Here is a 24,056-nt window from a genome sequence, read left to right on the forward strand (position 1 = left end):
GCTTCCAGCGGCCTTTCCGGAATGCCCGGCGCGCGTTCGACCTGGCTGATCGAACACCCCGCCCGCCCCGCTGCTTGTACTTACTTTTTTGTCAGTACTTCCCAGAAGGGGAGTGTGAATCTAGCGTCTGACTGGCACAAGAAACCCGATTTCCCTTGCGAGGACTGGATGTCATCCACCACCAGGTTCGTGTCCCTCAACCGATATCTGCCTGTCGGCAGGGTCGAACCCGAGCACTTCACCGTCGCCACGAAGCGCCTGCCCGAGCTTCAGGACGGACAGGTCTTATTGCGTCCCTTGGCGTTCTCCGTCGACGCCACCCTGCGCGGCCAGGTGACCGGCGACGAAAGCTACTTCCTGCCGCAGATCCCGCTGGGCGAGGCGGTGACCGGGATCGGCGTGTCCGAAGTGGTCGCTTCCCGCCACCCCGGCCGCACTCCGGGGGACCGGGTGGTCAGCCAGGTCGAGTGGGCCGACCTGTCGATCTGGCCGACCTGGGACCACTGGCTGGAGATGGCCCCGCTCGATCCCCGCATCCGCAAGCCCGCTCATGCGCTCGGGGTGTTCGGCCTGCTCGGCGGTCTGACGGCGCACACCGGCATCGTCGAAGCGGGCCAGGTGCGGGCCGGGGAGACCGCGGTGGTCTCGGCGGCCGCGGGCAACGTCGGATCGCTGGCCGGGCAGATCGCCCGGATCCGCGGCGCCCGGGTGATCGGACTGGCCGGTTCCGAGCAGAAGCGCCGGATTCTGACTCAGAAGCTCGGGTTCGACGCCGCTCTCGACTACCGGGCCGCCGATCTCGCCGAGCAGCTCCAGGCGCTGACGCCGGGCGGGCCGGATCTGTATTTCGACGCCGTCGGCGGCGCGGTCAGCCAGACCGTCATGAACGTGATGCGCCGTCCGGCACGCGTGGTCGTGTGCGGCCTGATCTCCACCTACGACGACGACACCGCCTGGACGGTCAATATCAAACCCTTGTACGGCAACGGATTGACCTTGCAGGGATACACCCCGCTGCAATTCCCGCACGCCCTGCCCGCCGCCCTCGACCACCTCGTCGACTGGGTCGAGACCGGACAGCTGATCCCCCTGGAGACCGAACGCCACGGCCTGGACGCTCTCCCCGCGGCGTTCGCCGGCCTGTTCCGCGGCGAGAACATCGGCAAGATGACCGTCACCACGACGCAGGCGGAACAATGACGCCCGAACGGAAAAACGCGCTGATCGCCGGCGCGAACAACGGACTCGGCCCGCCGGCCCGCGCCGGCTCGCCGAATCGAGCATGACCGCGCTGCCGGGCGCGGACAGACCGCGGCGGCGGCGCTGGCCGAGGACGGCCTGCCGACGACCCCAGTGCACCTCGACGTCACAGACCGGGAAACCGTGCGACCCGCGGCCGAGCGGGCCTACGGCCGGCTCGACGTCCTGGTCAACAACGCCGAACTGGTCCGCAAGGGCGAGGTCGTGCCCTGGTCGTCCGGCCGGCGGGCGCGCCGACCGGTCAGGCGGCGGGCTGGATCAGCTCGATCAGGTTGCCTTCGGGGTCCTTCACGTAGGCGAACCGGGCACCGGGCCGGACCGCGTCGGCCGGCGGCCACACCGGCTGCGCGCCCGCACCGCTCAAGCGGGCGTACGCGGCGTCGAGGTCGTCGACCTCGACCGCCCAATGGCCGTAACCCTGGGCGCGCAGAGCGTCCATCGGGTCGTCGAACGTCGCCGGACGCGTGGATCCCGCTCGTTCGATCAACTCGAGCCGGACCCCTTCGGCGGTCTGCACGACGACGGTCCGCACGCCGGCTTCGGGCACCTCGAACGTCTCCACCACCTCGGTAAAGCCGAGAGCCTCGGCATACCAGCGCTGCTGGGCGTCGAGGTCGGCGACGGACACGCTGACGTGGTGGAAGCGGACGGGGAAGGATATGACGTGCTCCTCGGGTAGCGGACCTCCCGCCAATGTAGGCACTGCCAATAATGTGGTCAATGACAATATTGTGGGCGGTGCCTACACTGCGGTCATGGAGGACGAGACCGCGCCGTACCACCACGGCAACCTGCGTTCCGGGCTGCTCGGCCTGGCCGAGCGCGCACTGGAGGAGGGCGGCGTCGCGGGGCTGTCGCTGCGGGGGCTCGCCCGGGAGCTGGGCGTCAGCCACAGCGCGCCGCGCCAGCACTTCGCCGACAAGCAGGCCCTGCTCGACGCGCTCGTGCTGCGCGGACTGCGGCGGCTCGGGGACGAACTCGACGAGGGACTGCGCCGGGCGACCGGCGGCTTCGAGGAGCGGCTGGTCGCGTTCGCGCGAGCCTACGTCGGGTTCGCCGCCCGGTCCCCGGCGCTGCTGGCGCTGATGTTCGCCCGCAAGGACGACCCGGCGCGCCCGGATCTGCGGCAGGCGAGCGAGCGGACGTTCGCCGCGCCGGCCGCCCTCATCGAGAACGCGATGGCGCGCGGGGAGATCGTCGGCGAGGAGCCCGACCGGACCGCGATGGCCGTGCTCGCCATGCTGCAGGGGCTCGCGTCGATCATCACCGCCGGCATGATCGCCGACCGCTCGCCGGACGCCGTACTGACCGGAACCGTGCACAGTCTCGTGCAGGGCCTGCTGCCGCGCTGACCGCCGGGCAGGCATTGGCAGCTGGTCAGTCCATTGCGGACGAAGGAGTGCTGACGTGCAGGAGCAGTTTCCCTGTCGTCCGGCGGGATTCGAGATCGCGGTGCGCGCGGGCGGCGTCGGCGAGGGGGTAGCGGCCGCCCACCGCCACGTCCAGCTTTCCCGACGCGATCATCCCGAAAAGGTCGGCCGAGTGCGCCAGCAATTCCTCCCGGGTGGCGATGTGGTCGCGGAAGGCCGGGTAACAGATCTTGATGCTCCGCGGCAGCTCCCGCATGCCGATCGTCGGGACTTCGCCGATGAAGGCGCCGTAGTAGAGCAAGGTGCCGTTGCGGCGCAATACCCGCATGGACGCGCGGAAAGTGGGCCCGCCGTTGCCGTCGAACACGGCGCGCACGCCCTCGCCGCCGGTCAGGCGCAGGACGTCGGCCACGAACGCTTCTCCGGTCGAGACGATCACGTGGTCGGCTCCGGCTTCCTTCGCCGCGGCCGTTTTCTCCTCCCGGGAGACCACGCCGATCACCTCGGCGCCGCGCAGCTTCGCGATCTGGGTGACCAGCCGGCCCAGCCCGCCTGCGGCGGCGTGGACGAGAACGACGTCACCGGCCTCGACCGGGTAAGCCTCGGTGGTGAAGTGATGCGCGGTGATGCCCTGCATCATCACGCTCGCCGCGACCTCGTCGGAGATGCCTTCCGGCAGCGGCACCAGCGAAGCCGCCGGCACGACGATCTTCTCGGCGTAGCTGCCGTAGGCGTAGACCCAGGCGACCCGGTCGCCGATGGCGAGCCCCGTGACGCCGGAGCCGAGCCTGCGGACTACGCCCGCCCCTTCGACGCCGGGCACGAACGGCACCGTTCCGCCCGCCGGACCGTGCTGCCGCGCCCCGGTGTCCATGAAGTTGACGCCCGCGACGGTGATGTCGACGAGGACTTCGCCGGGGCCCGGTTCCGGATCCGGAACCTCCCGAATAGCGAGCGCTTCCGGCCCGCCGAGCTGCTCGATGACTATGGCCTGCAAGGGTTTTCTCCGTCCCAGCTGGTGGTGATCGGCGTTGACCCGGCCAGTGTCGTCCGGATAAAATGTACCCGCAAGTACAATCCTGGAGGCCCGCGTTGCTGACCAAAAAGGGCGCCGCGACCCGCCAGCGGATCATCGACGCCGCCGCGGCCGAGATTCGCGAACGCGGTGTCAACAGCGCCACTTTGAACGATGTGTGCCGACGCAGCGGAACGGGCAAGAGCCAGCTCTTCCACTATTTCCCGGACGGCAAGGAACAGCTCCTGCTGGCGGTCGCCCAGCGGGAGGCCGACCGCGTGCTCGAAGACCAGCAGCCTCACCTCGGGAGCCTGACCAGCTGGACGGCGTGGGAGAAGTGGCGCGACGCCGTCGTCGAGCGGTATCGCCGGCAGGGCGTGCACTGCCCGCTCGGCGTCCTGATCACCGAGCTGGGGAGGCACACGCCGGCGGCGCAGGAGGTCACCGGGCGCCTGATCGAGCAGTGGGAGGCTCAGGTCCGCGCCGGGATCGAGGCGATGCGCGAGGGCGGCGACGTCGGCGCGGACGTCGATCCGGAGCGCACGGCGATGGCGATCGTCGCGGCGATCCAGGGCGGCGTGACGATCCTGATGTCGACCGGTTCCGCCCGCTACCTGCGCAGCGCGCTGGACCTCTGTCTCGACCACTTGCGCGCGTCCAGCCGGACTGGACGCGGCACCTAGGGGTTCGCGAAGGCCGCGACCATGGCGGTGACGACGCGCGGCCGCCTCGTCGGCCGTCCTGCCTCAGTCCCAGTGGGTTTGTGCAGCCGCAGCGACACCAGGCCGTCGACCGCGTCGAACCCGTCTGGCGAAACTGCCCCCAGGGGCTATCCGCGCGCCGCGTCCTCCAGGTGCTTGCTGGCCGCCCAGTCGTGAAGGGCGTTCAGCGCGGGTTCGAGCGCCGCGCCCGCCGGCGTCAGCGAGTACTCGACGCGGGGCGGGACCTGCGCGTAGTCCTTCCGGCGGACGATGCCGTCGGCCTCCAGGGCGCGCAGCTGCTGGATGAGCATCTTCTCCGTGGCCGCCGGGATCGCCCGCCGGAGGCCGGAGAAGCGGCGCGGCGCCTGGACGAGGAGGTGGTGCAGGATCAGCAGCTTCCACCGGCCCTCGATGATCGACACGGCGTGCTCGACCCGGTCGATGGTGCACGGAGGAGGGACGCTTACTTTTTTGTGGGTACTGCCCATCTGGACAGTTTAGAGTTAGCGTCGAACCATGACAACGCCGACCACACAGTCCGTCGAGGAGCGCCTGCGGTACCTGCTGGACCGGGCCGAGATCCAAGACCTCGTCACGCGGTACGGCCTCGGCCAGGACCTCCACCAGGACGGCGACAACGCCGTGCTCGACCAGTGGGACGAGGTGTTCGCTCCGGACGCCACCGTCGACTATTCGGCCGCCGGCCCTTCGCTCGCCGGGATCGGCCACCGCGAACTCGCCGAGGCCATGCGCGGCCCGGACGGCTCGATGAACGGGCTCCGGCGGTGGCAGCACTTCGAAGGCGTGTCCACAGTGGACATCCAAGGCGACACCGCGACCGCTCGCATCCCGCACATCCACACACACCAAGGCAAAACCGAAGGCCGCGGCTGGAACCTCATCCAGACCGGATTCTTCGTCGACCGCCTCGAACGCCGGCCCGAAGGATGGCGCATCGCGCACCGGCGGCTCGAGATCACCTGGATGGACACCTTCCCCGTAGCGAGCTGAGCATCCTCCGACATGAAACGGTCATTGGGCGGGTATGCCCGCCCAATGACCGGCGGTGCACGAGGCTGCGGCGGCGGAGGCGGCAACGGATCTCGCGACGGGGCGGACGGCGCGGGTAGGAGACTAATGCCGTGGACGGCCAGAGCGAGGCCGGGCCGCGCCCACCACCGGCGGCCACGCCCACGACCTCATCAGCGCCAGCACCGACTACCTCCACCAGTTCGCGACCAACATCGACGCCACGAAACCAACGAACGCTGCTCGGCCCCTGGTGACAACTAGCTCTCACGGGTGACAGATAAAGCTCACAGTCACACCAGATCGACCACCTGTGACGGACTGCCAATTTGACTTCAATGTCGAACACATGTTCGGATTCAGCTTGGGTCGACGACAACCGTGGACGGCCTGACAACGCGGATGCGAGCAGGTGACCTGAAGTGAATGAGCGGCCGTCAACCGTGCGGAAGGTGGACCCGCCGATTTCCGTCTGGGTGAGCGTGCGCAAGCTGCTCCCGCTGGGCACCGAGATCCTCGCGCCCCGCAACCGCGCCGGCCTGCGGATCGAGACCGAGCTTCCCGACCTGCTGTTCGAATGGGCCCGTCGCGAAGACGGCGGCCTGCTCGGCTGGGTCACCTATCAACTCGTCACTGCCGACGACCAATGGTCACGTCCGGTCAGCCACTACGTACCGGCGCACCTGGTCCGTCGGCGAGGACCCGCGCGACGTCAGCAATTCGGCGACCGCCGACCTCGAACCCACGGCTAGCGGCCAGCCGCGTCGCTGGAGTCCGATGCCCTGTCGTCACTACGGTTGATCTCGGGGCGAGCGCGCAACCTTGCGAAAGCTGTTGCACGGCATCAAGAACTCCTGGTGGCGTCGGCGAAACGAACTACCGCACATGCGCACCGGCTGAGGCCTGACGGCAGTCGGAGCCGCTTTCAGTGCGGATCGGCAGCGAGTCCGCCACGCGGGCGGCTCCGGTCACGGCGATCTCGTTCTCGCGCCGGATCGGCCATCCTGCGTCGTCGCTGCTCCGAACAAGTGAACGGAAGTGGCCTGCAAGTCACGGTCCGTACGCAGATTGATTCTTACGTGTGAACATCTTGCTGTTTGTGTCCACTTAGGCACGCTCCGGCATACCTTAATAGACCAAGATCTTCGGCCGGGGAGAGCCGTTGATCGGCTTGTGAGCTTCCGGGGAGGGGGCGAGCAGATGCAGTTTGGCGCACGCGGAAACTTCGCGGCAGTCCTGCGATGCGGCGAGTTCCGCACGATGTGGCTGGCGGAGACATTCTCGGTTGCCGGGGATCAGCTTGCCCGGGTTGCCCTGGCCCTGCTGGTCTACGGTCGCACGAACTCTGCGTCGCTCACGGCACTGAGCTACGCGCTGACCTTCGCACCCGCGGTGCTGGGCGGCTTTCTCCTGTCCGGCCTCGCGGACCGGTATCCACGCCGCACGGTGATCATCGTGAGCGACGTCATCCGGGGTTGCCTGGCAATCTCGATGGCGATTCCAGGACTCCCGTTGCCTGCGTTGTGGTGCCTCATCGGGCTGTTGACGTTGGCCGGTGCGCCGTTCAAGGCAGCCCAGTTGTCTCTCCTGCGCGACGTGCTTCCGAACCGGCAATATCAGGCGGGCCTTGGGTTGCGGCAGATCACCACGCAGATCGCGCAAGTCGTCGGTTTCGGAGTTGGCGGCGTGCTTGTCGTCGCGATCCGCTCCGAACCGGTGTTGCTGCTCAACGGCGCTACGTTCCTGCTGAGCGCGCTCGCCGTCTTGCTCGGTGTTCGATCACGTCCGGCGTCGCGGGCTGGCTCCGCCGCCGCGGAGCGGTCCGCTGCGGCTGTCGATGTGCGTCTCGGTCCGCGCCTCGTCGCGCCGGTGATCTTGATTTCGCTCACCGGCCTGTTGGTCGTTCCGGAAGGCGTTGCGGCACCGTACGCAGGCGCGCTCGGAGCGACTTCGTTCGCCGTCGGCTTGCTGATGGCAGCAGACCCCATTGGCAGCGTCTTGGGAGGGTGGTGGGCAAGTCGAGAGGACTCGCTGCCGTCCGCGCGGAGCGTAGTGATTCCGGCGATCGCGGCAGGTCTTCCGCTGCTGGCCTCGGCGGCGGTGCCGTGGTTGGTCGGGTCAGCGGTGCTGTGGGCCGTCTCGGGCGCGCTGTCGACGGTGTACCTGATTCGGCTGCAAGGAGTCGTTGCCGAAATCGTGCCGGACAGCAAGCGGGGCACAGTCATGGGCAGGATGAGCACTTGTCTGCAAACTTCCCAAGGGGCGGCGATTGTCGTCGCCGGTCTCGCCGCTGACCAGGTGGGACCAGTGGCCACCGTGGCAGCGTCGGGGCTGACGGCGTCTGTGCTTGCTCTTGGTGCGGCGATCGTCTGGAAGGGGGCTCGTCCGCGCCAGGTGAGATCTGCCGAGGACGAGCCCGCGTCAGGAGCGCGAAAGCTGTCACCAGTCCTTGTTGCGCATGAAACCCCCTCCCGGGACATCCGGCTTTAGGAAGGACCGAGCCTGGGACAAGTCGTAAAAGCCGCAGCCCTCCCCATGGGAACGGAAGCGAGTTCAGTATGCAACGTGTAACCGATTCAGGGCAGTCTCGCGGTCTGAGCCGGGTGAACAGTTGGCCGATCTGGTCACTTCCCGTGCGTGTCCGCGCGCTCGTGGTGACCGTGGTGCTGGCGGCGACGGCAGTTCTAGTCGCCGACTCAGTGTCCGCGCGAGTGACGTTCCACGACATGCGCAGTTGCCTTGTTCTCGTCGGTCTCGGGATCGTCGCGGCCGAAATGGGTCGCCAGGTCGAGCGTCGCCGTCGCCGGTTCGCTGATACCCCGCACGTGAACTTCTCGTCGGTCTGGACACTGGCTGCAGCATTGATTCTCCCCGGAGTGCTCGCGTTTGCCGTCGTAGTCGTGCTTTACCTGCACTTGTGGCTGCGGAGTTGGCGCGGCATCTCAGGTATCCACATGCACCGCACGTTGTTCAGCGCCTGCAACGTGATCTTGTCCTGCCACATCGCGGCCTGGTGCGCGCGCGGCTTGCTCGTCGTTCCGATCGGACCTGACCGCGGAGTCTTCAGCCTGCTTGGCGCGGCCTCGGTGGTGGCGGTCTACTTCACGGTCAACTCAGTCGTGGTCGGTACTGTCATCAGGCTGTCGTCGGGCAAATGCTCGCGGAGGCGGCTGATCGGACGAGCGGATGAAAACCTGCTCGAACTGGCGACGCTGTGCATGGGGGTCGTCGCGGCTGCGCTGCTCACGTTGGCTCCGTGGCTGGCCGCCTTCTTGTTCTTCCCCTTGTACGCACTGCATCGTTCCGCGTTGGTCCGGCAGTTCGAGCAGGCGGCTACCCGTGACCCGAAGACTGGGGTCCTCAATGTCGCCAGCTGGCGGGCGCTGGCGGAGAGCGAGCTTAGGCGGGCGCAGAAGGTAGGCGGGAATCTCAGCCTCCTGCTGATCAATGTGGATCAGTTCGCTCTGGTGAATGTCGTACATGGCGAAGTCGTTGGCGACAGAGTTCTCAAGGCGGCCGGAGCGGCGATTAGTTCGGTCGTCCGGAACAAGGACCTGTGCGGACGGCTCGGCGGAGACGAATTTGTCGTGATGCTTCCGGGTTGCAGCGGGGAACAAGTCCTCTCGATCGCGCACCGAATTCGCGAAAGTGTTGCGACAATTGACGCTAGGTCCACATCCGAACAGTCGATCCAGATCACTGTTTCGATAGGTGCCGCTGCGTCCCCTGCGGCAGGAACGGACCTCGACGACTTGCTTCGTGCTGCCGACAATGCCCTGTTCGCAGCAAAAGACGGCGGCCGCAACCGGGTGGTTATCGGCTAGTCAGGGGACGTGGTCTCGTCCTCCATTGCGGCGATGACCTGCCGCTGAGCAGCCCAGCTGGCAAGCGGCCGCAACATGCTCAGCAGCTCCTTGCCGTCCGCACTGAGCCGATACCAGACCTTGGTGAACTTGTCGCCCGCGCCGCGACGCTCGACCAGGTGATTGGCTTCCAGCCTCCGCAGATGGTCGCTCAGCACCTTCGAGGTCAGCGGCTTCGTGTGACTGGTCCAGCCCAGCCGTTCCTCTGCCTTGTTCACCTCGTCCCGAAGCTCGGAGTAGTTCCGCTCCCCGACCGCGAGCGTAGCGATGATCGCGACGGTCCACTGCCCTTCTAGGAGAGTCAACAGGTCATGAAGGCTCCGACGGTAGGACGCGTTCCAGTCGCTCATTGTTCGGTGCTTACACGATCACGGCACCCCGTGCCACTACGCCGCAAATCCGGGAGACCAGGACCGTGAACATTGGACTGAACGGGTGACAATCCGTCGTGCAACTTCAAAGTCGCACGGGTACTTACGTTGCGGTCGCACGAGGTCAGTGAGCTAGACCTGTGACTCACCGGGGGACAACGGCCCCTGGGGACGGAAGCAGCGAGGTGCCCGGCTGCTGAACCGAGTCGGGCCCTCGCGTCCACGAAGATCCCTGACCTCGCTCGACGCACTTGACGCGACCGGTACCGGAAGGCTTGCCACCGGTAAGCCATCACCGGAAGCGCAGCGGACAGCTCACTGGCCGACTTGACGAGGAGACCTTATGGCGTGCCGCAACCCACCCGCGTCGGCCGGACCAGTGCGTACCGCAACGTTTCCGGACGGGCCGGATTCTGTGCTCCTGAACCCCGATATCTCGGACTCCCGACTGCGCGGAGAACGTGTCCGCACCGCGCTCAGCCGGGAAATCGTTCTAACGTGTCTAGGCGGTGCGCTCGGCACGGCCGTCGCGCTGATAGTCGGCCTGAATGTGGTTCTGGTCTGCGTGGGAGTCGTCATATCCGGACTGAGCGTGGTTGCTGGCTTGGACTGCGCCGCCCGCTTGATGACCGACCACCGTCACGACGCTGCACATCCATGTCGGCTGGACCGCGTCCGGGGAGAGTTCTTCTTTCGGAGTCGTGACTTCAGCGAACTCGGCGAGGCTTACCACGCAGCGCGGATCCTGATCGCAGGGGTAGACGAGTTGCACCGCAGTCCGGCACGAGCCTGGATCGATCCAACAGTCCCGCACAAGGTGCACCAGCTCGTATGGCAGGCGTTGTGCTGCCTAGACCGGACGCGGGCAGCTCGCAGTCTCGCCGACGAACTGGCAGCTGATTCCGCGGCCGGCGACCTGGCCGTCGCGGCTCGCCGGTCGGTTGGCGTGGTCGACGGTGCCCTCCGCGAGGTCGTACAGCACGTGAACGCTTGCCTTGTGCTGATCCGGGAATGGGAAGCCAAGCTTCAGCGCTCTGACCTGGTCAGCCTCACCGACCGAACGCTCGCAGCGCTGCCAGCCGATGCCGACGTTCGCCGCCTGTCGGAATTCGCGGAGATGTTGCCACAGAACATATTCGCCTACGTCACCGCAGCGCGAGACGTCCTCGGTGCCGGAGCTTTCCCGTGGGAGCAGCACTCATCGCGTTACGGCGGAGAGAAGGGTTCACGATGATGCAAGGACACGCGGGAGTGCCTAATGATGTTGATTCCGGTGACCGTTGTCGGCGCAGCGAGCATCGTTGCTGGACCGCTCTTGTTGAAAGCCGCAGAACGAACAACCGGTATGGCTATGGCGGCTGGCCGGTCTACGCGCGCCGCATTGGCCGCGGGGCTTTCGGTGGCGACGGCGGCCCTCTGCTGGATCGGGCTTTTCCAGTTCGGCACGACGCCGGTCTGGCTGGCTTGGTGCTGGGCATGCGCGCTCGGCCTCGGCTTGGCACTCACCGACGTGCGTTGTCGGAGACTGCCGTTTCCGATGGTGGCGGCGCTGGCGGGCGGAGGTGCTGCGTTCTTGCTCTGCGACACGATCATCCACGGAACCTGGCTTCGGTTCGGCTTCGCCTGCATCTCAATGGTTGCCCTGCTGGGGCTTGCTTTGCTGGTTCAGATGTCCGCACCGGACCACACCGGGGGCGGCGATACCGCTCTGTACGCCGCGCTTGGGCTCTATCTCGGGTGGTTCGGATGGGATGGCTTGCTCCGCGGCCTGCTAATCGCGAGCGGGTTCACCGCCCTCGTGGCGATCGCGGTAGCGGTGTCGTCCAAGAGTATGAATTCGCGGTTTCCCGCCGGTCCGCCGCTGCTCGCTGGCTCGTTGATCAGCATGCTGTTGACGTAGGCGCACGGCGACCTTTGCAAGGGCAGGTCGGCCTGGGCATCGACATCGCGAACGTTGGGGAGGATCTTGTGAACAACTTCGGTGCTGGTCGGCAACGGCACGTCGTCCTGGCTGCGGCGGTCGCCATGCTGGTGGCGGGGTGCAGCGGCGGCGCCGCGCCGGCGACGACGTCCTCGTCCAACATGCCGGCTCCGTCGCAGCCGCCCTCGGCACCGACGTCATCCGAGCCGGATCAACGGCAAGCGGTCGAGGCTGCCTATACGCAGTTCTGGCCGCGGTCGTTGGCTATTCCGAGCACGCCAGAGGCCACTTGGCAGGCCGCGATGGCAAAGCTCGCCGTGGACCCGCAGTTGTCCACGACTTTGGCGGGGATGCACCGCAATAAACAGGTCGGCGTGAAGCCCTATGGAGACGTGACCACGCACATCAGCAGCGTCGAGGTTCACGGCGGCAAGGCGACGGTGATCGACTGCCAGGACGGATCGCGCTCCGGGCAAGCGGACGCTGCCACTGGCGATCGGAAGACCGTTGGTACGCCGCAGATTCCTATCCACGCACGGATGTCGCGCGACGCCTCGGATGGCCAATGGAAAGTCGCGGAGCTTGCATACCCAGGCGGGCCGTGCTGATGCGTACGCGGAAGGCACTGAGTTATCCGGCGTGTGTCCTCGCCGCTGTCATTGGCACAGTCGGTCTTGCCGACACGTCGTCGGAAGCTGCCCCGAGCCCGCCCGGCCCCACCGATGACGGGCAAGTGGTCGTTGTACCCAACAACACCGACCAGTTCGGCCAATACGCACCGCCGAGCATCGACATGCGCGCGCTGGATCAACGGGGTCAAGCACCTGTGCGGCCGGGTGGTCCCGGGAAGAAGTCGGCCGGTGACGGCGGCCAAGACCGGCAAGCCGCAGCGGGCTCAGGTAATTCTCCGGATTCGCAGGGACGGCTTCCGCCGGGTTGTTTTGTGGGCGGCTTCGGTGCCGGCGGCGCTCCGGGTGCAGGTCGGCCAGGCGGTAGTGCGTTCGGGATCCGGTGTCTCCCACCGCTTCCCGCGAACAACGTGCCGGTGCCGCCCGGTGACGCGCCTGCGCCCCCGCCGTTGCCGACTCCGGCGCAGTTGGCGGCGCAGGCGTTCGAGCAATTGCGGCTTCCCTTGCCAGTGCCGCGGCATTCACCGGATGTGCGGCTGCCGGACGGGCGGGACGCGACGATCGTCGGCGAGAACACCTGGGCGTGGACCGATCGCGAGGTGTGGCAGCCGGCGGTGCGGCGAGTTCAGGTTGGGCCGGTGTGGGCGGAGGTGACCGCGACTCCGGCGGGCATGACGTTCGACTCGGGCACGGGTGGATCGGCGTCGTGCGCGGGGCCGGGCACGCCTTACGACCGTTCTTTCGGCCTGCACGCTGCCAGCCCGGATTGCGGGTTCGTCTACACCCGCAGCTCCGTCGGACAGCCGGGCGACCAAGTCCGTGCGCAGTGGGCGATCCAGTGGTCGGTCAGCTGGGTCGGATCAGACGGAACCGCTGATGTCGGCGGGGACTTCCCGCAGATGCAGTCAAGAGCCGGAGCCAGCTTCGCGGTCGCCGAGGTACAGGCTTTGCGCGCGAGGTAGCGCACAGGGAATTCATCAAACAAATCGCTGCATATAAGAAAACCGCACTTCCGGAAATGAGTAAGGAGTTTCCCGGTGGGTACTGCTCTGTCTTTTTCACGACCACGCCAAGCGCGTGCCGACGACTCCGCACCCCATGAGCGGCTCCGGGATGGTGACGAGCCGCGGGTGCCGCGTCGGCGGCGGTGGTGGCTGCTCAGCGTCGCGGTCGTGCTGGCAGCCGGGGCCGCCTTCGGCAACGTCTTCCTGATCGCAGGACAGGACGAACGGGTCGACGTCGTGGTGCTGACGCGGGACGTGGGCTGGGGCCAGCGGATCGGCGACGGTGATCTTGGCATCGCGAAAGCGGTTCCAGGCCAGGGACTGTCCGCGATTCCTGCCGCTGACCGCGCGGGCGTCGTCGGTCAGGTCGCGCGCTCCGCGTTGCCCGCCGGCAGCATGCTCGCGCCTCGCCAGCTCTCTGCGCAGCCGATTCCTGGCCCTGGCGAGCGGCTTGTCGGGATCGCGGTGAAACCGGGGCACCTGCCCGCCCGAGGCCTGTCGCCCGGCGATCTGGTCCAGGTCAGTCCGGTCGCGGGAGGAACCGGGTCCGACCTCGGGCAGCCGTCGGCGAGTGCTTCCGGACCGTTTCAAGCACGTGTGGTGGGCACCGGTCCGCCGGACTCGACCGGCGCGGTCACCGTCGATGTCGTCGTCGGGATGGATGCCGCGCAGGCCGCGACCAGCGCTGCCGCAGGTCAGGTCGTCGTGGTCCAGCTCGGGCCGAGTGCGTAGGAATCGAATTCGTCGGGAAGGGCGGTGAGGGTGTTGGCGATGATCACGATCGTCTCGGGCAAGGGATCGCCCGGCGGGACCACGACGTTGGCCGCGCTGGCGGCGGCATGGCCCGCGCCGGTGCTGCTGGCCGACTGCGACCCCGCCGGGGGCGACCTCGCGCCCGGTTGGCTGAGCCAATGGCTTGTGGCCGGCGCGATCCGCGCCGATCGCGGGGTGCTGTCGCACGCGACCGCGACGCGGCACGCGACAGCGGGAGATCCGGCTGCGCTGCTTGAACACGTGCAACCGGTGCCGCCCGCACGGCACGTGGGCCTGCTCGCGGGATTGACGTCGCCGGGCCAGCACTCCGCGATCAGCGCTGCCGGGTGGACGCGGTTGACCGCGTCGCTGGCCGCATTCCGAACCCCGGCTGGCCACCCAGCGGACGCGTTGGTCGACGTGGGCCGCTTCGGCGCGGCCACGCCGTGGCCCTTGCTGTTGGCCGCCGACGTGGTCCTGCTGGCGGTCCGCCCGACCCCGCGGCATGTGCTGGCCGCGCGCCCGGTGCTGGCCGAACTCGCCGAGCGGATCGTGCCGGAGCGGCTCGGCCTGGCGGTGTGCGCGACGTCGCCCGCGGGCGCTCACGAGGTCCGCGCCGCGCTGGGCCGGGCTGTCGCTGTTGCACTCCCTGCCGACGAGCGGACAGCGGCGGTGCTCTCCGACGGGAACGACGCAGGCGCTGTGCCGCGTCGATCGCCGCTGCTGCGCACTGCACGCCGGGCAGCACGCCGACTGCACGGCACCTACCACAATTACACGCCTGCCGAGCTGCGCGTACCGGCACCGCGCGCGTCCGTTGACGTCTTGACGGGAGCATCGCGATGACGTTGCCGCACAACGGGTATGGCCTGTCCAGCGGCCCCAGCAGCTACTCGGTCCCGGCGCCGCAGGAACGCGGACTGCCGTCGAGCACCACGGCGGAGGGGCCGCTGGATTCGCGGACTGTTCGGGCGATCCGGGAATCGGTCGCGGCCCGGCTGGAGCGCGTCGCGGCCGGGGAGACCCACTTGGACGTGCCCCTGTCGGCGGCGGAGCAACAAGCGCGGATGAGCGCGTACGTTGCCGAGGAAGTCGCTGCCTGGGTCGTGCGCCGCGCTGCCGACGGGCAAGCGCCTCTGTCCGTTGAGGACGAACGCCGGTTGACCCGCGCGGTGGTGGCCGCGTTGTCCGGGCTGGGCGCGCTGGAGGAACTTCTGAATCGCGAGGACGTCGAGAACATCCATGTCCACGGCTGCGACCGCGTTCTGCTGGAGTTGGCCGACGGGTCGATCGAGCAATGGCCGTACCCGGTGGCCGACACCGACGCCGACCTCGTGGAAATGCTGGCCGCGATGTTCGCCCGCCAGGGCCAGACCAGCCGCGAGTTCAACGCCGGCCGCCCGTTGGGAAACCTCCGCATCAGCACTGGCGGCCCGCTGGGCGCCCGGGTCGCGGCCGTGATGGAAGTCAGCGACCGGCCGCGAGTGGCGATCCGCCGCCACCGCCTGGTCGACGTCACCCTCGACGACCTCGTGGCCAACGGCACGCTCGATCCGGTGATCGCGTCGTTCCTGCGTGTGGCGGTGCGCGCGGGCTGCAACGTGATCGTCTCCGGTGGTCCTGCCGCGGGGAAAACCACGCTGCTGCGCGCGCTGTGCACCGAGATCCCGGACTACGAACACGTCGTGACCGTCGAGGAGGAATACGAACTCGGCCTGCACATCGGCGCGCGCCCCTTGGTCACACCGCTGGAAGCCCGACCGGCCAACAGCGAAGGGATCGGCGAAATCACCCTGGACGATCTGCTCAAGCAGACTTTGCGGCACTCGCCGAGCCGGGTGATCGTCGGGGAAGTCCGCGCCGGAGAAGTCACCGCGATGCTGCGGGCTCTGGGCAACGGCGCGACTGGCGGGATGTGCACCCTGCACGCCACCAATGCGTACGCCGTCTTCGACCGGATCGGGGCACTCGGGCAGCTGGCTACCCCGCCACTGGCGATCGAGGCCGCCCACCAGTGGACCGCCTCGGCAATCGACCTGGTCGTGCACGTCGCCCGCACCGACCACACCCACCTCGGCGCGCACCACCGACAGCGGTTCGTTTCCGAGGTCATCGAGGTCGGCCCGGTCGGTGATTCCGGCCGTCCGGACACCACCAGGATCTTCGCGCCGCGCCCGGCCGACGGCCGCGCGGTTCCCGCGTACGCCCCCAGCCGTGACCTGCTGGAGCGCCTGGAGCGGCACGGCTTCGACCGCGCCCAGTTCGACATCGCCGGTGCGGGGGCAGGTGCCGGAAACATCACCGGTTTCCCAGAAGGAGGCCGGCGATGACGAACGTGTGGCCGGGCTTGCTCGGCGTCGTCGCCGTGCTGGCCCTCGCCTGCGCGGTTGCGGCAATGCTGCCTCCTGCCCCGCGGACAGCCGGTGGTGGCGTTCGAGGTTCCGTGCCGCAGCGAGCGGCAGGCTGGCGGGAGCGCCTGGCGCGGCTTCCGCTGCGGCGGGTTGCTGTGGCGGTGGTCGGGGGCGCGGTGGTGTGGTGGGCCACTGGCTGGCCGGTTGCGGCGATGGTGGCCGTCGCCGGGGCGGTGACCGTGCCGATCCTGGCTCGCGGACACGACGCGCAGCGACTGATCGCCCGCTTGGACGCATTGGCAAGCTGGGTACGGCGGCTGGCCGACATACTGGCCTCCGGCGCGGGCGGGCTGGAGCAGGCGATCACCAGCTCGGCCCGCACCGCCCCTGACGCCTTGGCCACGGAGGTCGAGACCCTCGCAGTGCGGCTGCGCACCCGAGGGCTGGAGCAGGCGTTGCGCGCGTTCGCCGACGACGTCGGCGACGAAGCCGCCGACGAGGTCGTCCTAGCCCTGGTCCTGCGCGCCCGCGCCGGTGGGCGCGGTCTGGTCGATGTTCTCGATGCGAAAGCCACCGCGCTCGAACGGGAGGTCGTGGCTCGCCGGGACATCGAAGCCGACCGGGCGAAACCGCGCGCCGATGTGCGCGCGATCCTCGGCATCACCGTGGTCTTGCTGGTCGGGTTGGTGTTGTTCGCCCGGGAGTTCCTCTCGCCCTTTGACGGAGTGCTGGGCCAGGTGGTCATGGCCGGGATCGGGGGTCTGCTCGGCGCGGCCGGGTGGTGGATGCACCTCCTGATCCGAACTCGCCGGCCCGCCCGGCTGCTCGGCGTCTCCTCCCGGACCCCAGTCGGCGCACCGAAGCCGAAGCGCTCGCTGACCGTGGTCACCAAGCCCGACGCGGAGGCCCTGCGATGAGCCCGGGTATCGCTGCCGCTGTTCTCGGTGCCCTCGCCGGGATTGCGCTCGTGTGCGTGATTCTGGCGTTGGTACGGCCAGCACCGGTCAACCTGGCCGCCGCGGTCGCGGAGCTGGACGACCGTGCTGCGCGTCGCGTGGACGGAGCTGCGCCGCTGGGTCGTTGGTCGGTTCGGCTGCACCGCCTGGCCGGGTACTCGGCGCGGTCGTCGAACCGGTGGTGGGGCATTCCGGCCGGTGACCTCGACGTGCTCGACCAGACTGCCGAGCGTTACCTCGTTCGACGCCTGGCATGGGCTGGCGGTGCCGCTGCAGGTGTTGTGGCGGTGGCGGGGTTGGCGTGGTTCGGCGGCGTCGGTTTCCCCGGCACCGTAGTGATCCTGGGCGTGCTGGTCGCTGCGGTGGCCGGGTCGCTGGTGCCGGTGCTGGCCGTGCACGAGGACGCTTCTCGGGCACGAGAGGAGTTCCGGCGGGGGGTTGCCGCTTATCTCGACCTGGTGGCCCAGGAACGGGCGACGGGTCGTGCCCCGAGCCAAGCACTCGCCGAAGCTGCCGCGGTGGCGGATTCGTGGGTGTTCGCGCGGATCAGTCGCACGCTCGGCCGGGCGATGCGCGCCGGGCACACCCCGTGGGAAGCCTTGTCCCGGCTGGGCAAACGGATGGGTGTCGTCGAACTCGCCGACCTGGCGGACATCCTGTCCACCGCCGCTGATGGCGCTGCCATCTACAGCACGCTGATCGCGAAAGCGGCTGCGCTGCGCTCGGCCGCGCTCGCCGGAGACAAGGCCGATGCCAACGGGCGTTCCCAGCGGCTCGCGCTCCCGGTTGCCCTGTTGCTGGTCGCGTTTCTCCTGTTGGTCATCTATCCAGCCTTGCTCCGGCTGCTGACGGCCGGTGGTTAGGTGCGCAGCCAGAGACGAATCACCTAAGAACGTTGCACACCAAGGAGTTGAACATCCATGACTGAGATCCTGGAGCACTACCTCACCGCGGCGCGGCGGCGCGTTGCGCAACTCGCGCTGAGTCTCGGCGGCGCAGTGATGCTGTTGTGCGTCACCGTCGTGGCCCGCTGGGAGCGCGTGCGTACCGCCGGTGATCGCGGATCGGAAAGCGTGGAGAAGGCCGTCCTGGTGGCCATCGGGCTCGCTGTGGCCATCGGACTTGGGGTCGCGATCCGTGGCGTGGTGCAGCAGTTCCAAAGCCAGATCAAGTGACGATACGAAGGAGCCAGGATGCCCACCAGCGAGGAGATCGAACGTCGTGTCGCAGAGGCTGACGCACCCCGCAGCGTCCGGCGATCCGCTGCGGCACAACGAATCGGCGATCTTGCCACGCGTCGCGCCGAGATCGTTGCCCAGCTGAACGACGTCGAACGCCAACTCGGCGAGGTTCTCTCCGAATCCAGCGACGTCATCGACATTGACGAGCTAGCCCAGTTCACCGAAGTGCCTGCCACCGACCTCGCCCGCTGGCTCGACACGGGCAAACCGGTGCCTGCGAAGCGAAAGAAGCCCGCCAATAGCGGCTCCCGCGCGAAGAAAACCGCACAGCCGCCGAAAACCACCACCACCACCACGAAGACAGTGCCCACGCCACGTCCCCTCGCTGCGGCTCCAACACCCGCTGCGGACACCTTGGCGGCAACTAGCTCGGCGGCCCAGTGATGCGCTCCAGCAGGCTCAGCTACCGGGGACACCCGCAGGCGGCGAAAAGCACCGGCACAGCTCAGATCCGCGACCGCGGAGCAGAGTGCGTCGGCTTGGCAATTCTGTTTCCGATTGCCCTGATGTTGATCCTCTCGGCGGTGCAGGGCGGCTTGTGGTGGCATGCCCATGCTGTTGCCGCGCAAGCCGCCCAGGCCGGAGTGGTGGCTGGACGTCCGGTCGGTGGCACGACCACCACGGCCGCTGAGGCCGCGCTCTCGTTCGCCACCCGCGCCGGCCGCGGCGTCCTCACCGCCCCCGAGGTCCACGCCACCGTCACCGCGGACACCGTTCAAGTGGAGGTGTCGGGCACCGCCATCCGACTGGTGCCCATCCCAGGCCTGGACATCCGCGTCGCTGCATCGGCGCACGCGGTGAAAGAGCGCTTCACCGTGCCCGCGCTGGCGGCTGGAGACGGCCCATGAGGTCCCGAAACCGGATACACCATTGCTGGTCGCGGTACTGGAGTGACACGGGTTCAGTCAGCGTCGAAGCTGCGGTCCTGGTGCCCGCCGTGCTCTTCGTCGGACTGTTGATCATTGCCGGTGCCCGGGTCAGCTCGGCACAGCAAGCGGTCGACAACGCCGCCACCGCCGCAGCGCGCGCGGCGTCGATCGCGCGCAGCCCCGACGCGGCGCAACAGGCCGGAGCCCGCGTCGCCCGCGAACGGCTCGACCGCGAGGGCCTGACGTGTCACGCCTTCAGCGTGTCGGTCGACGCCAGCCAGATCGCGGTCGGCCGTGCCGGACAGGTCCGGGCAAGCCTGACGTGTCAGGTCGGGCTGAGCGATCTCGCACTTCCGGTCCCCGGCGGCACGGACACGCTCACAAGCACCTTCACCAGCCCCACCGACCCGTATCGAGGCATCCCATGACGACCCGGACAACGCCGCGGGACACGGGTTCGGTCAGCGTGATCGTGGCTGTGCTGGTGCCCGCGCTGCTGCTCGTCTTCGCCTTGGTGGTGGATGGCTCCGCCCGTTTGCGGGTCATCGCCCGCGCCGACGCGCTGGCTGCCGAAGCTGCCCGCGCGGCCAACACCGCGGTGGACACCCGCAGCCCCGCGGTCAGCATCGACACTACGACCGCAGCGCGCACTGCCGCCGACTACCTCGCCCGTGCCGGGTATCCCGGTCAGGTCAGTGTCGCCGGACCGCGCGCGGTCCGCGTGACCGTCACCGTCGTCGAGCCAGCCCCCATCGGGCTGCTTGGCGGTACCGCCAAGGCCACGGGCACCGCGTTGGCCGAACTCGGCGTCGGCACCCGGACCGGTGACTTGCCATGACCACCGCACCAGTACAGCGGATCCGCGGGGCATGCGCCGCGCTGGCACTGCTCGCCTTCATCGCCGGGATACCGTGTGGACTACTCGCGCTCGGAGCCGACCCCGCCCGCCTGCTTCCCGACCACTGGCCCGCCCCCACTCCGATCAGCCAATGGCCCGAACGGATCTGGAACACGCTCCGGTGGGCGTGGCTGACCGGCGACCTCGTGCTCTGGCTGGTCGTGGCGACGGCGTGGGCTGGCTGGTTGCTGCTGACCCTCTCCGTCATGGTCGAGGTGATCCGCCAGACCGGGCACGGTGTCCGTACCGCCCGCGGTCTGCTGCGCCGGGCGCCGCGTGACCGATGGATCGCCGGACTGGTGGCCGCCGTTCTCGTGGCCACCTCCGCTGGTACCGCAGGGGCATCGACAATCCCGGCAACACCGGTTGCGGCCACCGCGCCGCCATGGCCCCACGAACACCCCGTCACGGCAGCCCGGGGCTCCGCAACGGACACCGTGACCGACCAGACCGCGGAGACCGTCGGCGCCCCGACCACGCCGTCTCCCGCGGCGGCGGGAACGGACGACACTGTGCCCTACACGGTGGTGCACGGCGACACCTTGTGGGACTTGGCCGAACGCCACCTCGGCCGCGGCACCCGCTACCACGAGATCGTGCGGCTCAACCCCGCCCTGCTCGCCGACAGCCCCGGCGACCTGGAACCGGGATGGACGCTGCTGTTTCCACCGGACGCCGTCGCCTTGCCTCATCCCGCGAACAGCGCCACCGCGAGCGGGCGCACCGTCACCGTCAAGCCCACCGACTCCCTCTCGGCCATCGCTGAACGCGAACTCGGCGATCCGGACGCCTGGCCCGCGATCTTCGACCTCAACGCCGGCCGCACCCAACCCGACGGCCGCGCGCTGCGGCACCCCGACCAGCTCCTGCCCGGCTGGCACCTCGTCCTTCCCGCCCAGGTGGCACCACCACCCGCGCAGCCGACAGAGCAGCCCGCGGCGTCACCGAACAGCCCGACACCCGCGCCTGCCCCAGAAGGCCCGGTTGCCTCCGCCGAGCAGCCCGCGCCGCCGCATGCACATCGAGGAGAACAGCCGGACATGCCCGAGGCACAGCCCGGAATTGGTATCGCGCTGCCGACCGGTGCGTTCGTCGGCCTCGGACTGGCTGCCCTGATCACCCTCGCGATGATCACCGTCCGAATCCGGCGCCGCCGCTGGTATCACCCCGGCGCACGCGACGACGCTGACCCTTCCGGCCTCCCGGTCGTCCGCGCACTGCGCATCGCCCACGACGCCGCCGCACCCAAGCCGGCCGACGACAACCCGGCCGCTGCGACCGCGCCACCCGGACACGCACGACCGGTCGACATCCATGTCCGCGACCGAGCCCAGGCCACAGTCCGTACAATGCTCCCGGCACACCAGGACACCTGGCTCGGCGTACGCGACGAGCACGCCATCGCCCTCGACCTCGCCAGCACGCGGGGACTGGGGCTCACCGGTCCCGGTGCCCACGCCGCCGCGCGGGCCTTGATCATGACCCTGCTCGCGCAGGCCACCAGCGACGACCTCGACGCCATGATCGTGATGCCCGCCGACGATGCCCGCGCACTCTTCGGGCACGACCTGGCAGACCCCGTCCCGGACCGGCTGCACATCGTCGACGACCTGCCCGCAGCGCTGGCGACGTTGGAGGCCGAGCTGGTCGCCCGCACCGACACCAACGACCTCGCACGGGACGACCCGCCAGCGAACACGGCGCATCCGCGCGGCGACACCGGGCCTGCCGTGATGGTGGCCACGCCCACCGCGGACACGAACCGGCGCGCGCACGCCGTCCTCGACAACGGCTCGCACCTCGGCCTGACCGGAGTGTTCCTCGGCCCCTGGCACCCCGGCGGCACCGTGCGCGTGCGCCACGACGGCACCGTCGAAGCGACCAGCCCCACCCTGAGTGACGACTTGGCCGGTGCCCGACTGTTCACGTTGCCGGACGCCGACGCCCGTGACCTGCTCGCGCTCCTGCACGCGGCCGAGCCCGGCCGCGACGACCCGATCCGAGACCGTACCGTTGCCGGCAGTGCCGTGGAACCGGGCACGCAGCGGCAAAGCCGAGCCGAGAGCACGACGGCGAACGCTCAACCGCTCGTCTCCGAGTACGAGTTCGCTACCGCAGCACCCGACGCTGCGGCCGTGACCCCACCGACGGCACCCGCCAGCGCGAACCCCAGCGAGCACCCGACGACCGGACCGTTCGGACCGGCTGAATCAGAAACGACCAAGCCATCCCCGCCGGACGTCAGCAACCAGCCGCGTCCGCCAGCTACCCGGCGCGACGGCAACCCAACGACCGCGCCGCGCCCGGCCACGGAACCAGCCCCGGTCCCGCCGCTGCACCTGCAGGTGCTCGGCCGGCTGCGCCTGACCAGAGCGAGCCCCGAACCCCGTGACCTCATCGACGTTCTCGCTCCGCGGCAACGCGAGATCCTGGTCTACCTGGCACTGCACCGTGACGGGTGCCGACGCGAAACCCTCAGCGCCGCGCTCTGGCCGGACGCTCCCGGCGAACGTCCCTATAACAGCTTCCACGCGACTCTGTCCCAGCTACGCCGGGGCCTTCGCCGGGCCAGCAACGACGACACCCTCGACATCATCGTCAACCAGGACAGCCACTACCGGCTTGACCAGGCGATCCTGACCGCCGACCTCTGGCGGCTCCAGGACGCCATCACCGCCAGCCGCCAAGCTCCGGCAACAGAGGCCGTCGGGGCATCGAACCGCGTCACCGAGCTGTACCGCGGAGACCTCGCCGAAGGCATCACTGCGGACTGGATCGACGGGCCCCGCGAAGCGCTCCGGCGCGACGTCCTCGACGCGCTCAGCAGCCTGATCCGCAACATCAGAACCGACCACCCCGAACAGGCACTCGCCCTGCTGGAACAAGCCCGCAACCTGGACCCCTACAACGAGGCGATCTATCGCGACCTCATGCGCCTACAAGCGCGACTCGGTCAGCACGACAGCATCCCGCGCACCCTGCACCTGCTCACCACATCGCTGGCCGACCTCGACCAACGCCCCGCCCCGAGCACTCTCAGTCTCGCGGACGCCCTGCAACAGCCGAGAAATCACATATCCAACCGGCAAGCCAGCTAAATGAACCCAGCGCCTCACGCAGGAAATAGCCGTGATTCTCATTGCGACCCACCAGTTGCCGAAGGCTGTCCAACAGGAGCCAACCTCGCTATACTGGGCTGATTCCTCACGAATACTTTGAGCGCCGTGACGCGAACGTATTCGTGCGATTCTGGGAAGCAGCGGCGACAGCCGCGGAGGCGATCTGCGTCACGACCCGAGGCCAGCACTCTGCCGCGTGCACAACCGGCACAGAGTCGGCGGCGAGCGCATAGACCTCTCGCCCGTCCACCTTCCTCTCCACCTTCCTTTCCGTCTTCCTTTCCGGACTCCCACTAGAGAGGAGGGGCGCGTCAAAGCCTTGTTGCAGGTCAACGCTGGGCAACGCCTTCCTCCGCGCCCCCCGACTTCGGTGCCGGCAGGCACGTGAACAGTCGGCTTGGGTGGCGTGTTGGCTATCTGATGCTCGCACTGCCTTCCGCGGCAAGTTCCGTTCCGCTGCAGCCAGCTTCTTCTTCATTCTCCCCCTCCTCGGCTTTCCTTCCATTCTTCTTTTCGATCCCGAGTGGTCGCATGACTCTTTCTGTCTTTTTCCTTGCGCGCAAGGAAAACCTAACGACACAGAAACATGACCCATAGATATTGACAACCATATAAACGGCGTGGCCACAAGTGGCGTGATTCGAAAACCGCAGGATATCCAAAGAGAAATTCGTACTGAATCAAAGCTGTGCGGGTCGCGGGCGCG

26 protein-coding genes are annotated in these 24,056 nt (G+C 68.5%); 22 read left to right on the forward strand and 4 right to left on the reverse strand.

Going from position 1 to position 24,056, the window contains the following annotated elements:
• Positions 1-189: 189 nt before the first annotated feature.
• Positions 190-1,200, forward strand: coding sequence for a zinc-binding dehydrogenase (locus ACFXI3_RS00575; RefSeq protein WP_378397166.1), 1,011 nt, complete (start codon positions 190-192; stop codon positions 1,198-1,200).
• Between the two features lie 301 nt (positions 1,201-1,501).
• Here ACFXI3_RS00575 and ACFXI3_RS00580 read toward each other — a convergent pair whose 3' ends face one another.
• Positions 1,502-1,963 carry a VOC family protein gene (locus ACFXI3_RS00580; RefSeq protein ID WP_378397167.1) on the reverse strand — a complete coding sequence of 154 codons (462 nt, stop codon included), beginning with the start codon at positions 1,961-1,963 and terminating at the stop codon, positions 1,502-1,504.
• A gap of 52 nt (positions 1,964-2,015) precedes the next feature.
• Between ACFXI3_RS00580 and ACFXI3_RS00585 the strand changes: the two genes are divergently transcribed.
• Positions 2,016-2,612, forward strand: a complete 597-nt coding sequence (locus ACFXI3_RS00585; protein WP_378397169.1) for a TetR/AcrR family transcriptional regulator — start codon at positions 2,016-2,018, stop codon at positions 2,610-2,612.
• A gap of 25 nt (positions 2,613-2,637) precedes the next feature.
• Here the strand turns inward: ACFXI3_RS00585 and ACFXI3_RS00590 are convergent, their stop codons facing one another.
• Positions 2,638-3,627: a quinone oxidoreductase family protein gene (locus ACFXI3_RS00590; protein ID WP_378397170.1), complete on the reverse strand. Its 990-nt coding sequence runs from the start codon at positions 3,625-3,627 to the stop codon at positions 2,638-2,640.
• A 95-nt stretch (positions 3,628-3,722) separates the two neighbouring features.
• Between ACFXI3_RS00590 and ACFXI3_RS00595 the strand changes: the two genes are divergently transcribed.
• Positions 3,723-4,328, forward strand: coding sequence for a TetR/AcrR family transcriptional regulator (locus tag ACFXI3_RS00595; protein ID WP_378397171.1), 606 nt, complete (start codon positions 3,723-3,725; stop codon positions 4,326-4,328).
• 146 nt (positions 4,329-4,474) lie between these two features.
• Here ACFXI3_RS00595 and ACFXI3_RS00600 read toward each other — a convergent pair whose 3' ends face one another.
• On the reverse strand, positions 4,475-4,834 hold the full coding sequence (locus tag ACFXI3_RS00600; protein WP_378397173.1) for a winged helix-turn-helix transcriptional regulator: 360 nt from the start codon (positions 4,832-4,834) through the stop codon (positions 4,475-4,477).
• A gap of 28 nt (positions 4,835-4,862) precedes the next feature.
• Here ACFXI3_RS00600 and ACFXI3_RS00605 point away from each other — a divergent pair, with 28 nt between their 5' ends.
• The 4 genes from ACFXI3_RS00605 to ACFXI3_RS00620 all read left to right on the forward strand — a co-directional run bounded on the left by ACFXI3_RS00605 (position 4,863) and on the right by ACFXI3_RS00620 (position 9,199).
• On the forward strand, positions 4,863-5,357 hold the full coding sequence (locus ACFXI3_RS00605) for a nuclear transport factor 2 family protein (protein WP_378397175.1): 495 nt from the start codon (positions 4,863-4,865) through the stop codon (positions 5,355-5,357).
• Positions 5,358-5,827: 470 nt separating this feature from the next.
• On the forward strand, positions 5,828-6,127 hold the full coding sequence (locus tag ACFXI3_RS00610; protein ID WP_378397176.1) for a hypothetical protein: 300 nt from the start codon (positions 5,828-5,830) through the stop codon (positions 6,125-6,127).
• A gap of 448 nt (positions 6,128-6,575) precedes the next feature.
• Positions 6,576-7,865, forward strand: coding sequence for an MFS transporter (locus ACFXI3_RS00615; RefSeq protein ID WP_378397177.1), 1,290 nt, complete (start codon positions 6,576-6,578; stop codon positions 7,863-7,865).
• A gap of 143 nt (positions 7,866-8,008) precedes the next feature.
• The gene (locus ACFXI3_RS00620; RefSeq protein WP_378397179.1) at positions 8,009-9,199 is read left to right on the forward strand and encodes a diguanylate cyclase; all 1,191 of its coding nucleotides are present in this window, start codon (positions 8,009-8,011) and stop codon (positions 9,197-9,199) included.
• Here the strand turns inward: ACFXI3_RS00620 and ACFXI3_RS00625 are convergent.
• Positions 9,196-9,543: a winged helix-turn-helix transcriptional regulator gene (locus ACFXI3_RS00625; RefSeq protein WP_350539779.1), complete on the reverse strand. Its 348-nt coding sequence runs from the start codon at positions 9,541-9,543 to the stop codon at positions 9,196-9,198. The genes ACFXI3_RS00620 and ACFXI3_RS00625 overlap by 4 nt on opposite strands.
• Positions 9,544-9,952: 409 nt before the next feature.
• On the opposite strand from ACFXI3_RS00625, the gene ACFXI3_RS00630 reads away from it, so the two are divergent.
• The 15 genes from ACFXI3_RS00630 to ACFXI3_RS00700 all read left to right on the forward strand — a co-directional run bounded on the left by ACFXI3_RS00630 (position 9,953) and on the right by ACFXI3_RS00700 (position 23,329).
• Positions 9,953-10,843 (forward strand): hypothetical protein, encoded by an 891-nt coding sequence (locus tag ACFXI3_RS00630; RefSeq protein WP_378397181.1) that lies wholly within the window; start codon positions 9,953-9,955, stop codon positions 10,841-10,843.
• Positions 10,844-10,867: 24 nt separating this feature from the next.
• Positions 10,868-11,509 carry a methyltransferase gene (locus ACFXI3_RS00635; protein WP_344287372.1) on the forward strand — a complete coding sequence of 214 codons (642 nt, stop codon included), beginning with the start codon at positions 10,868-10,870 and terminating at the stop codon, positions 11,507-11,509.
• Between the two features lie 68 nt (positions 11,510-11,577).
• The gene (locus tag ACFXI3_RS00640; protein ID WP_344287370.1) at positions 11,578-12,138 is read left to right on the forward strand and encodes a hypothetical protein; all 561 of its coding nucleotides are present in this window, start codon (positions 11,578-11,580) and stop codon (positions 12,136-12,138) included.
• Positions 12,139-12,575: 437 nt separating this feature from the next.
• Positions 12,576-13,121, forward strand: a complete 546-nt coding sequence (locus ACFXI3_RS00645; RefSeq protein ID WP_378397183.1) for a hypothetical protein — start codon at positions 12,576-12,578, stop codon at positions 13,119-13,121.
• Positions 13,122-13,289: 168 nt separating this feature from the next.
• Positions 13,290-13,895, forward strand: a complete 606-nt coding sequence (locus ACFXI3_RS00650; protein ID WP_378397184.1) for an SAF domain-containing protein — start codon at positions 13,290-13,292, stop codon at positions 13,893-13,895.
• Between the two features lie 39 nt (positions 13,896-13,934).
• Entirely contained in the window at positions 13,935-14,762 is an 828-nt protein-coding gene (locus ACFXI3_RS00655; protein ID WP_378397185.1) for a hypothetical protein, read from the forward strand.
• Positions 14,759-16,246, forward strand: coding sequence for a CpaF family protein (locus tag ACFXI3_RS00660; RefSeq protein ID WP_378397187.1), 1,488 nt, complete (start codon positions 14,759-14,761; stop codon positions 16,244-16,246). The genes ACFXI3_RS00655 and ACFXI3_RS00660 overlap by 4 nt, the downstream gene beginning before the upstream one ends.
• On the forward strand, positions 16,243-17,184 hold the full coding sequence (locus ACFXI3_RS00665) for a type II secretion system F family protein (RefSeq protein WP_378397188.1): 942 nt from the start codon (positions 16,243-16,245) through the stop codon (positions 17,182-17,184). Before ACFXI3_RS00660 ends, ACFXI3_RS00665 begins: the two co-directional genes overlap by 4 nt.
• A complete protein-coding gene (locus ACFXI3_RS00670) occupies positions 17,181-18,086 on the forward strand; it encodes a type II secretion system F family protein (RefSeq protein WP_378397189.1) in 906 nt (301 codons plus the stop codon). The genes ACFXI3_RS00665 and ACFXI3_RS00670 overlap by 4 nt, the downstream gene beginning before the upstream one ends.
• A 57-nt stretch (positions 18,087-18,143) precedes the next feature.
• On the forward strand, positions 18,144-18,398 hold the full coding sequence (locus ACFXI3_RS00675) for a hypothetical protein (RefSeq protein WP_344287356.1): 255 nt from the start codon (positions 18,144-18,146) through the stop codon (positions 18,396-18,398).
• 18 nt (positions 18,399-18,416) lie between these two features.
• Entirely contained in the window at positions 18,417-18,848 is a 432-nt protein-coding gene (locus ACFXI3_RS00680) for a hypothetical protein (RefSeq protein ID WP_378397190.1), read from the forward strand.
• 95 nt (positions 18,849-18,943) lie between these two features.
• On the forward strand, positions 18,944-19,312 hold the full coding sequence (locus tag ACFXI3_RS00685) for a TadE/TadG family type IV pilus assembly protein (protein WP_378397191.1): 369 nt from the start codon (positions 18,944-18,946) through the stop codon (positions 19,310-19,312).
• Positions 19,309-19,761, forward strand: coding sequence for a TadE family protein (locus ACFXI3_RS00690; protein WP_354736572.1), 453 nt, complete (start codon positions 19,309-19,311; stop codon positions 19,759-19,761). Before ACFXI3_RS00685 ends, ACFXI3_RS00690 begins: the two co-directional genes overlap by 4 nt.
• Entirely contained in the window at positions 19,758-20,171 is a 414-nt protein-coding gene (locus ACFXI3_RS00695; protein ID WP_378397193.1) for a hypothetical protein, read from the forward strand. Before ACFXI3_RS00690 ends, ACFXI3_RS00695 begins: the two co-directional genes overlap by 4 nt.
• The gene (locus tag ACFXI3_RS00700; RefSeq protein WP_378397194.1) at positions 20,168-23,329 is read left to right on the forward strand and encodes a BTAD domain-containing putative transcriptional regulator; all 3,162 of its coding nucleotides are present in this window, start codon (positions 20,168-20,170) and stop codon (positions 23,327-23,329) included. The genes ACFXI3_RS00695 and ACFXI3_RS00700 overlap by 4 nt, the downstream gene beginning before the upstream one ends.
• The last annotated feature ends 727 nt before the right edge of the window (positions 23,330-24,056 follow it).

Origin of the sequence: Amycolatopsis sp. NPDC059235 (genome assembly GCF_042754125.1) — a bacterium.
In the GTDB taxonomy this organism is placed as follows: domain Bacteria; phylum Actinomycetota; class Actinomycetes; order Mycobacteriales; family Pseudonocardiaceae; genus Amycolatopsis; species Amycolatopsis albidoflava.

Excerpts from the sequence above, each read along its gene's own strand:
- ACFXI3_RS00585 (WP_378397169.1), top strand. The coding sequence starts at position 2,016 with ATGGAGGACGAGACCGCGCCGTACCACCACGGCAACCTGCGTTCCGGG.
- ACFXI3_RS00600 (WP_378397173.1), bottom strand. The coding sequence starts at position 4,834 with ATGGGCAGTACCCACAAAAAAGTAAGCGTCCCTCCTCCGTGCACCATC.
- ACFXI3_RS00605 (WP_378397175.1), top strand. The coding sequence starts at position 4,863 with ATGACAACGCCGACCACACAGTCCGTCGAGGAGCGCCTGCGGTACCTG.
- ACFXI3_RS00615 (WP_378397177.1), top strand. The coding sequence starts at position 6,576 with ATGCAGTTTGGCGCACGCGGAAACTTCGCGGCAGTCCTGCGATGCGGC.
- ACFXI3_RS00630 (WP_378397181.1), top strand. The coding sequence starts at position 9,953 with ATGGCGTGCCGCAACCCACCCGCGTCGGCCGGACCAGTGCGTACCGCA.
- ACFXI3_RS00635 (WP_344287372.1), top strand. The coding sequence starts at position 10,868 with ATGATGTTGATTCCGGTGACCGTTGTCGGCGCAGCGAGCATCGTTGCT.
- ACFXI3_RS00655 (WP_378397185.1), top strand. The coding sequence starts at position 13,935 with ATGATCACGATCGTCTCGGGCAAGGGATCGCCCGGCGGGACCACGACG.
- ACFXI3_RS00660 (WP_378397187.1), top strand. The coding sequence starts at position 14,759 with ATGACGTTGCCGCACAACGGGTATGGCCTGTCCAGCGGCCCCAGCAGC.
- ACFXI3_RS00665 (WP_378397188.1), top strand. The coding sequence starts at position 16,243 with ATGACGAACGTGTGGCCGGGCTTGCTCGGCGTCGTCGCCGTGCTGGCC.
- ACFXI3_RS00670 (WP_378397189.1), top strand. The coding sequence starts at position 17,181 with ATGAGCCCGGGTATCGCTGCCGCTGTTCTCGGTGCCCTCGCCGGGATT.
- ACFXI3_RS00675 (WP_344287356.1), top strand. The coding sequence starts at position 18,144 with ATGACTGAGATCCTGGAGCACTACCTCACCGCGGCGCGGCGGCGCGTT.
- ACFXI3_RS00680 (WP_378397190.1), top strand. The coding sequence starts at position 18,417 with ATGCCCACCAGCGAGGAGATCGAACGTCGTGTCGCAGAGGCTGACGCA.
- ACFXI3_RS00690 (WP_354736572.1), top strand. The coding sequence starts at position 19,309 with ATGAGGTCCCGAAACCGGATACACCATTGCTGGTCGCGGTACTGGAGT.
- ACFXI3_RS00695 (WP_378397193.1), top strand. The coding sequence starts at position 19,758 with ATGACGACCCGGACAACGCCGCGGGACACGGGTTCGGTCAGCGTGATC.
- ACFXI3_RS00700 (WP_378397194.1), top strand. The coding sequence starts at position 20,168 with ATGACCACCGCACCAGTACAGCGGATCCGCGGGGCATGCGCCGCGCTG.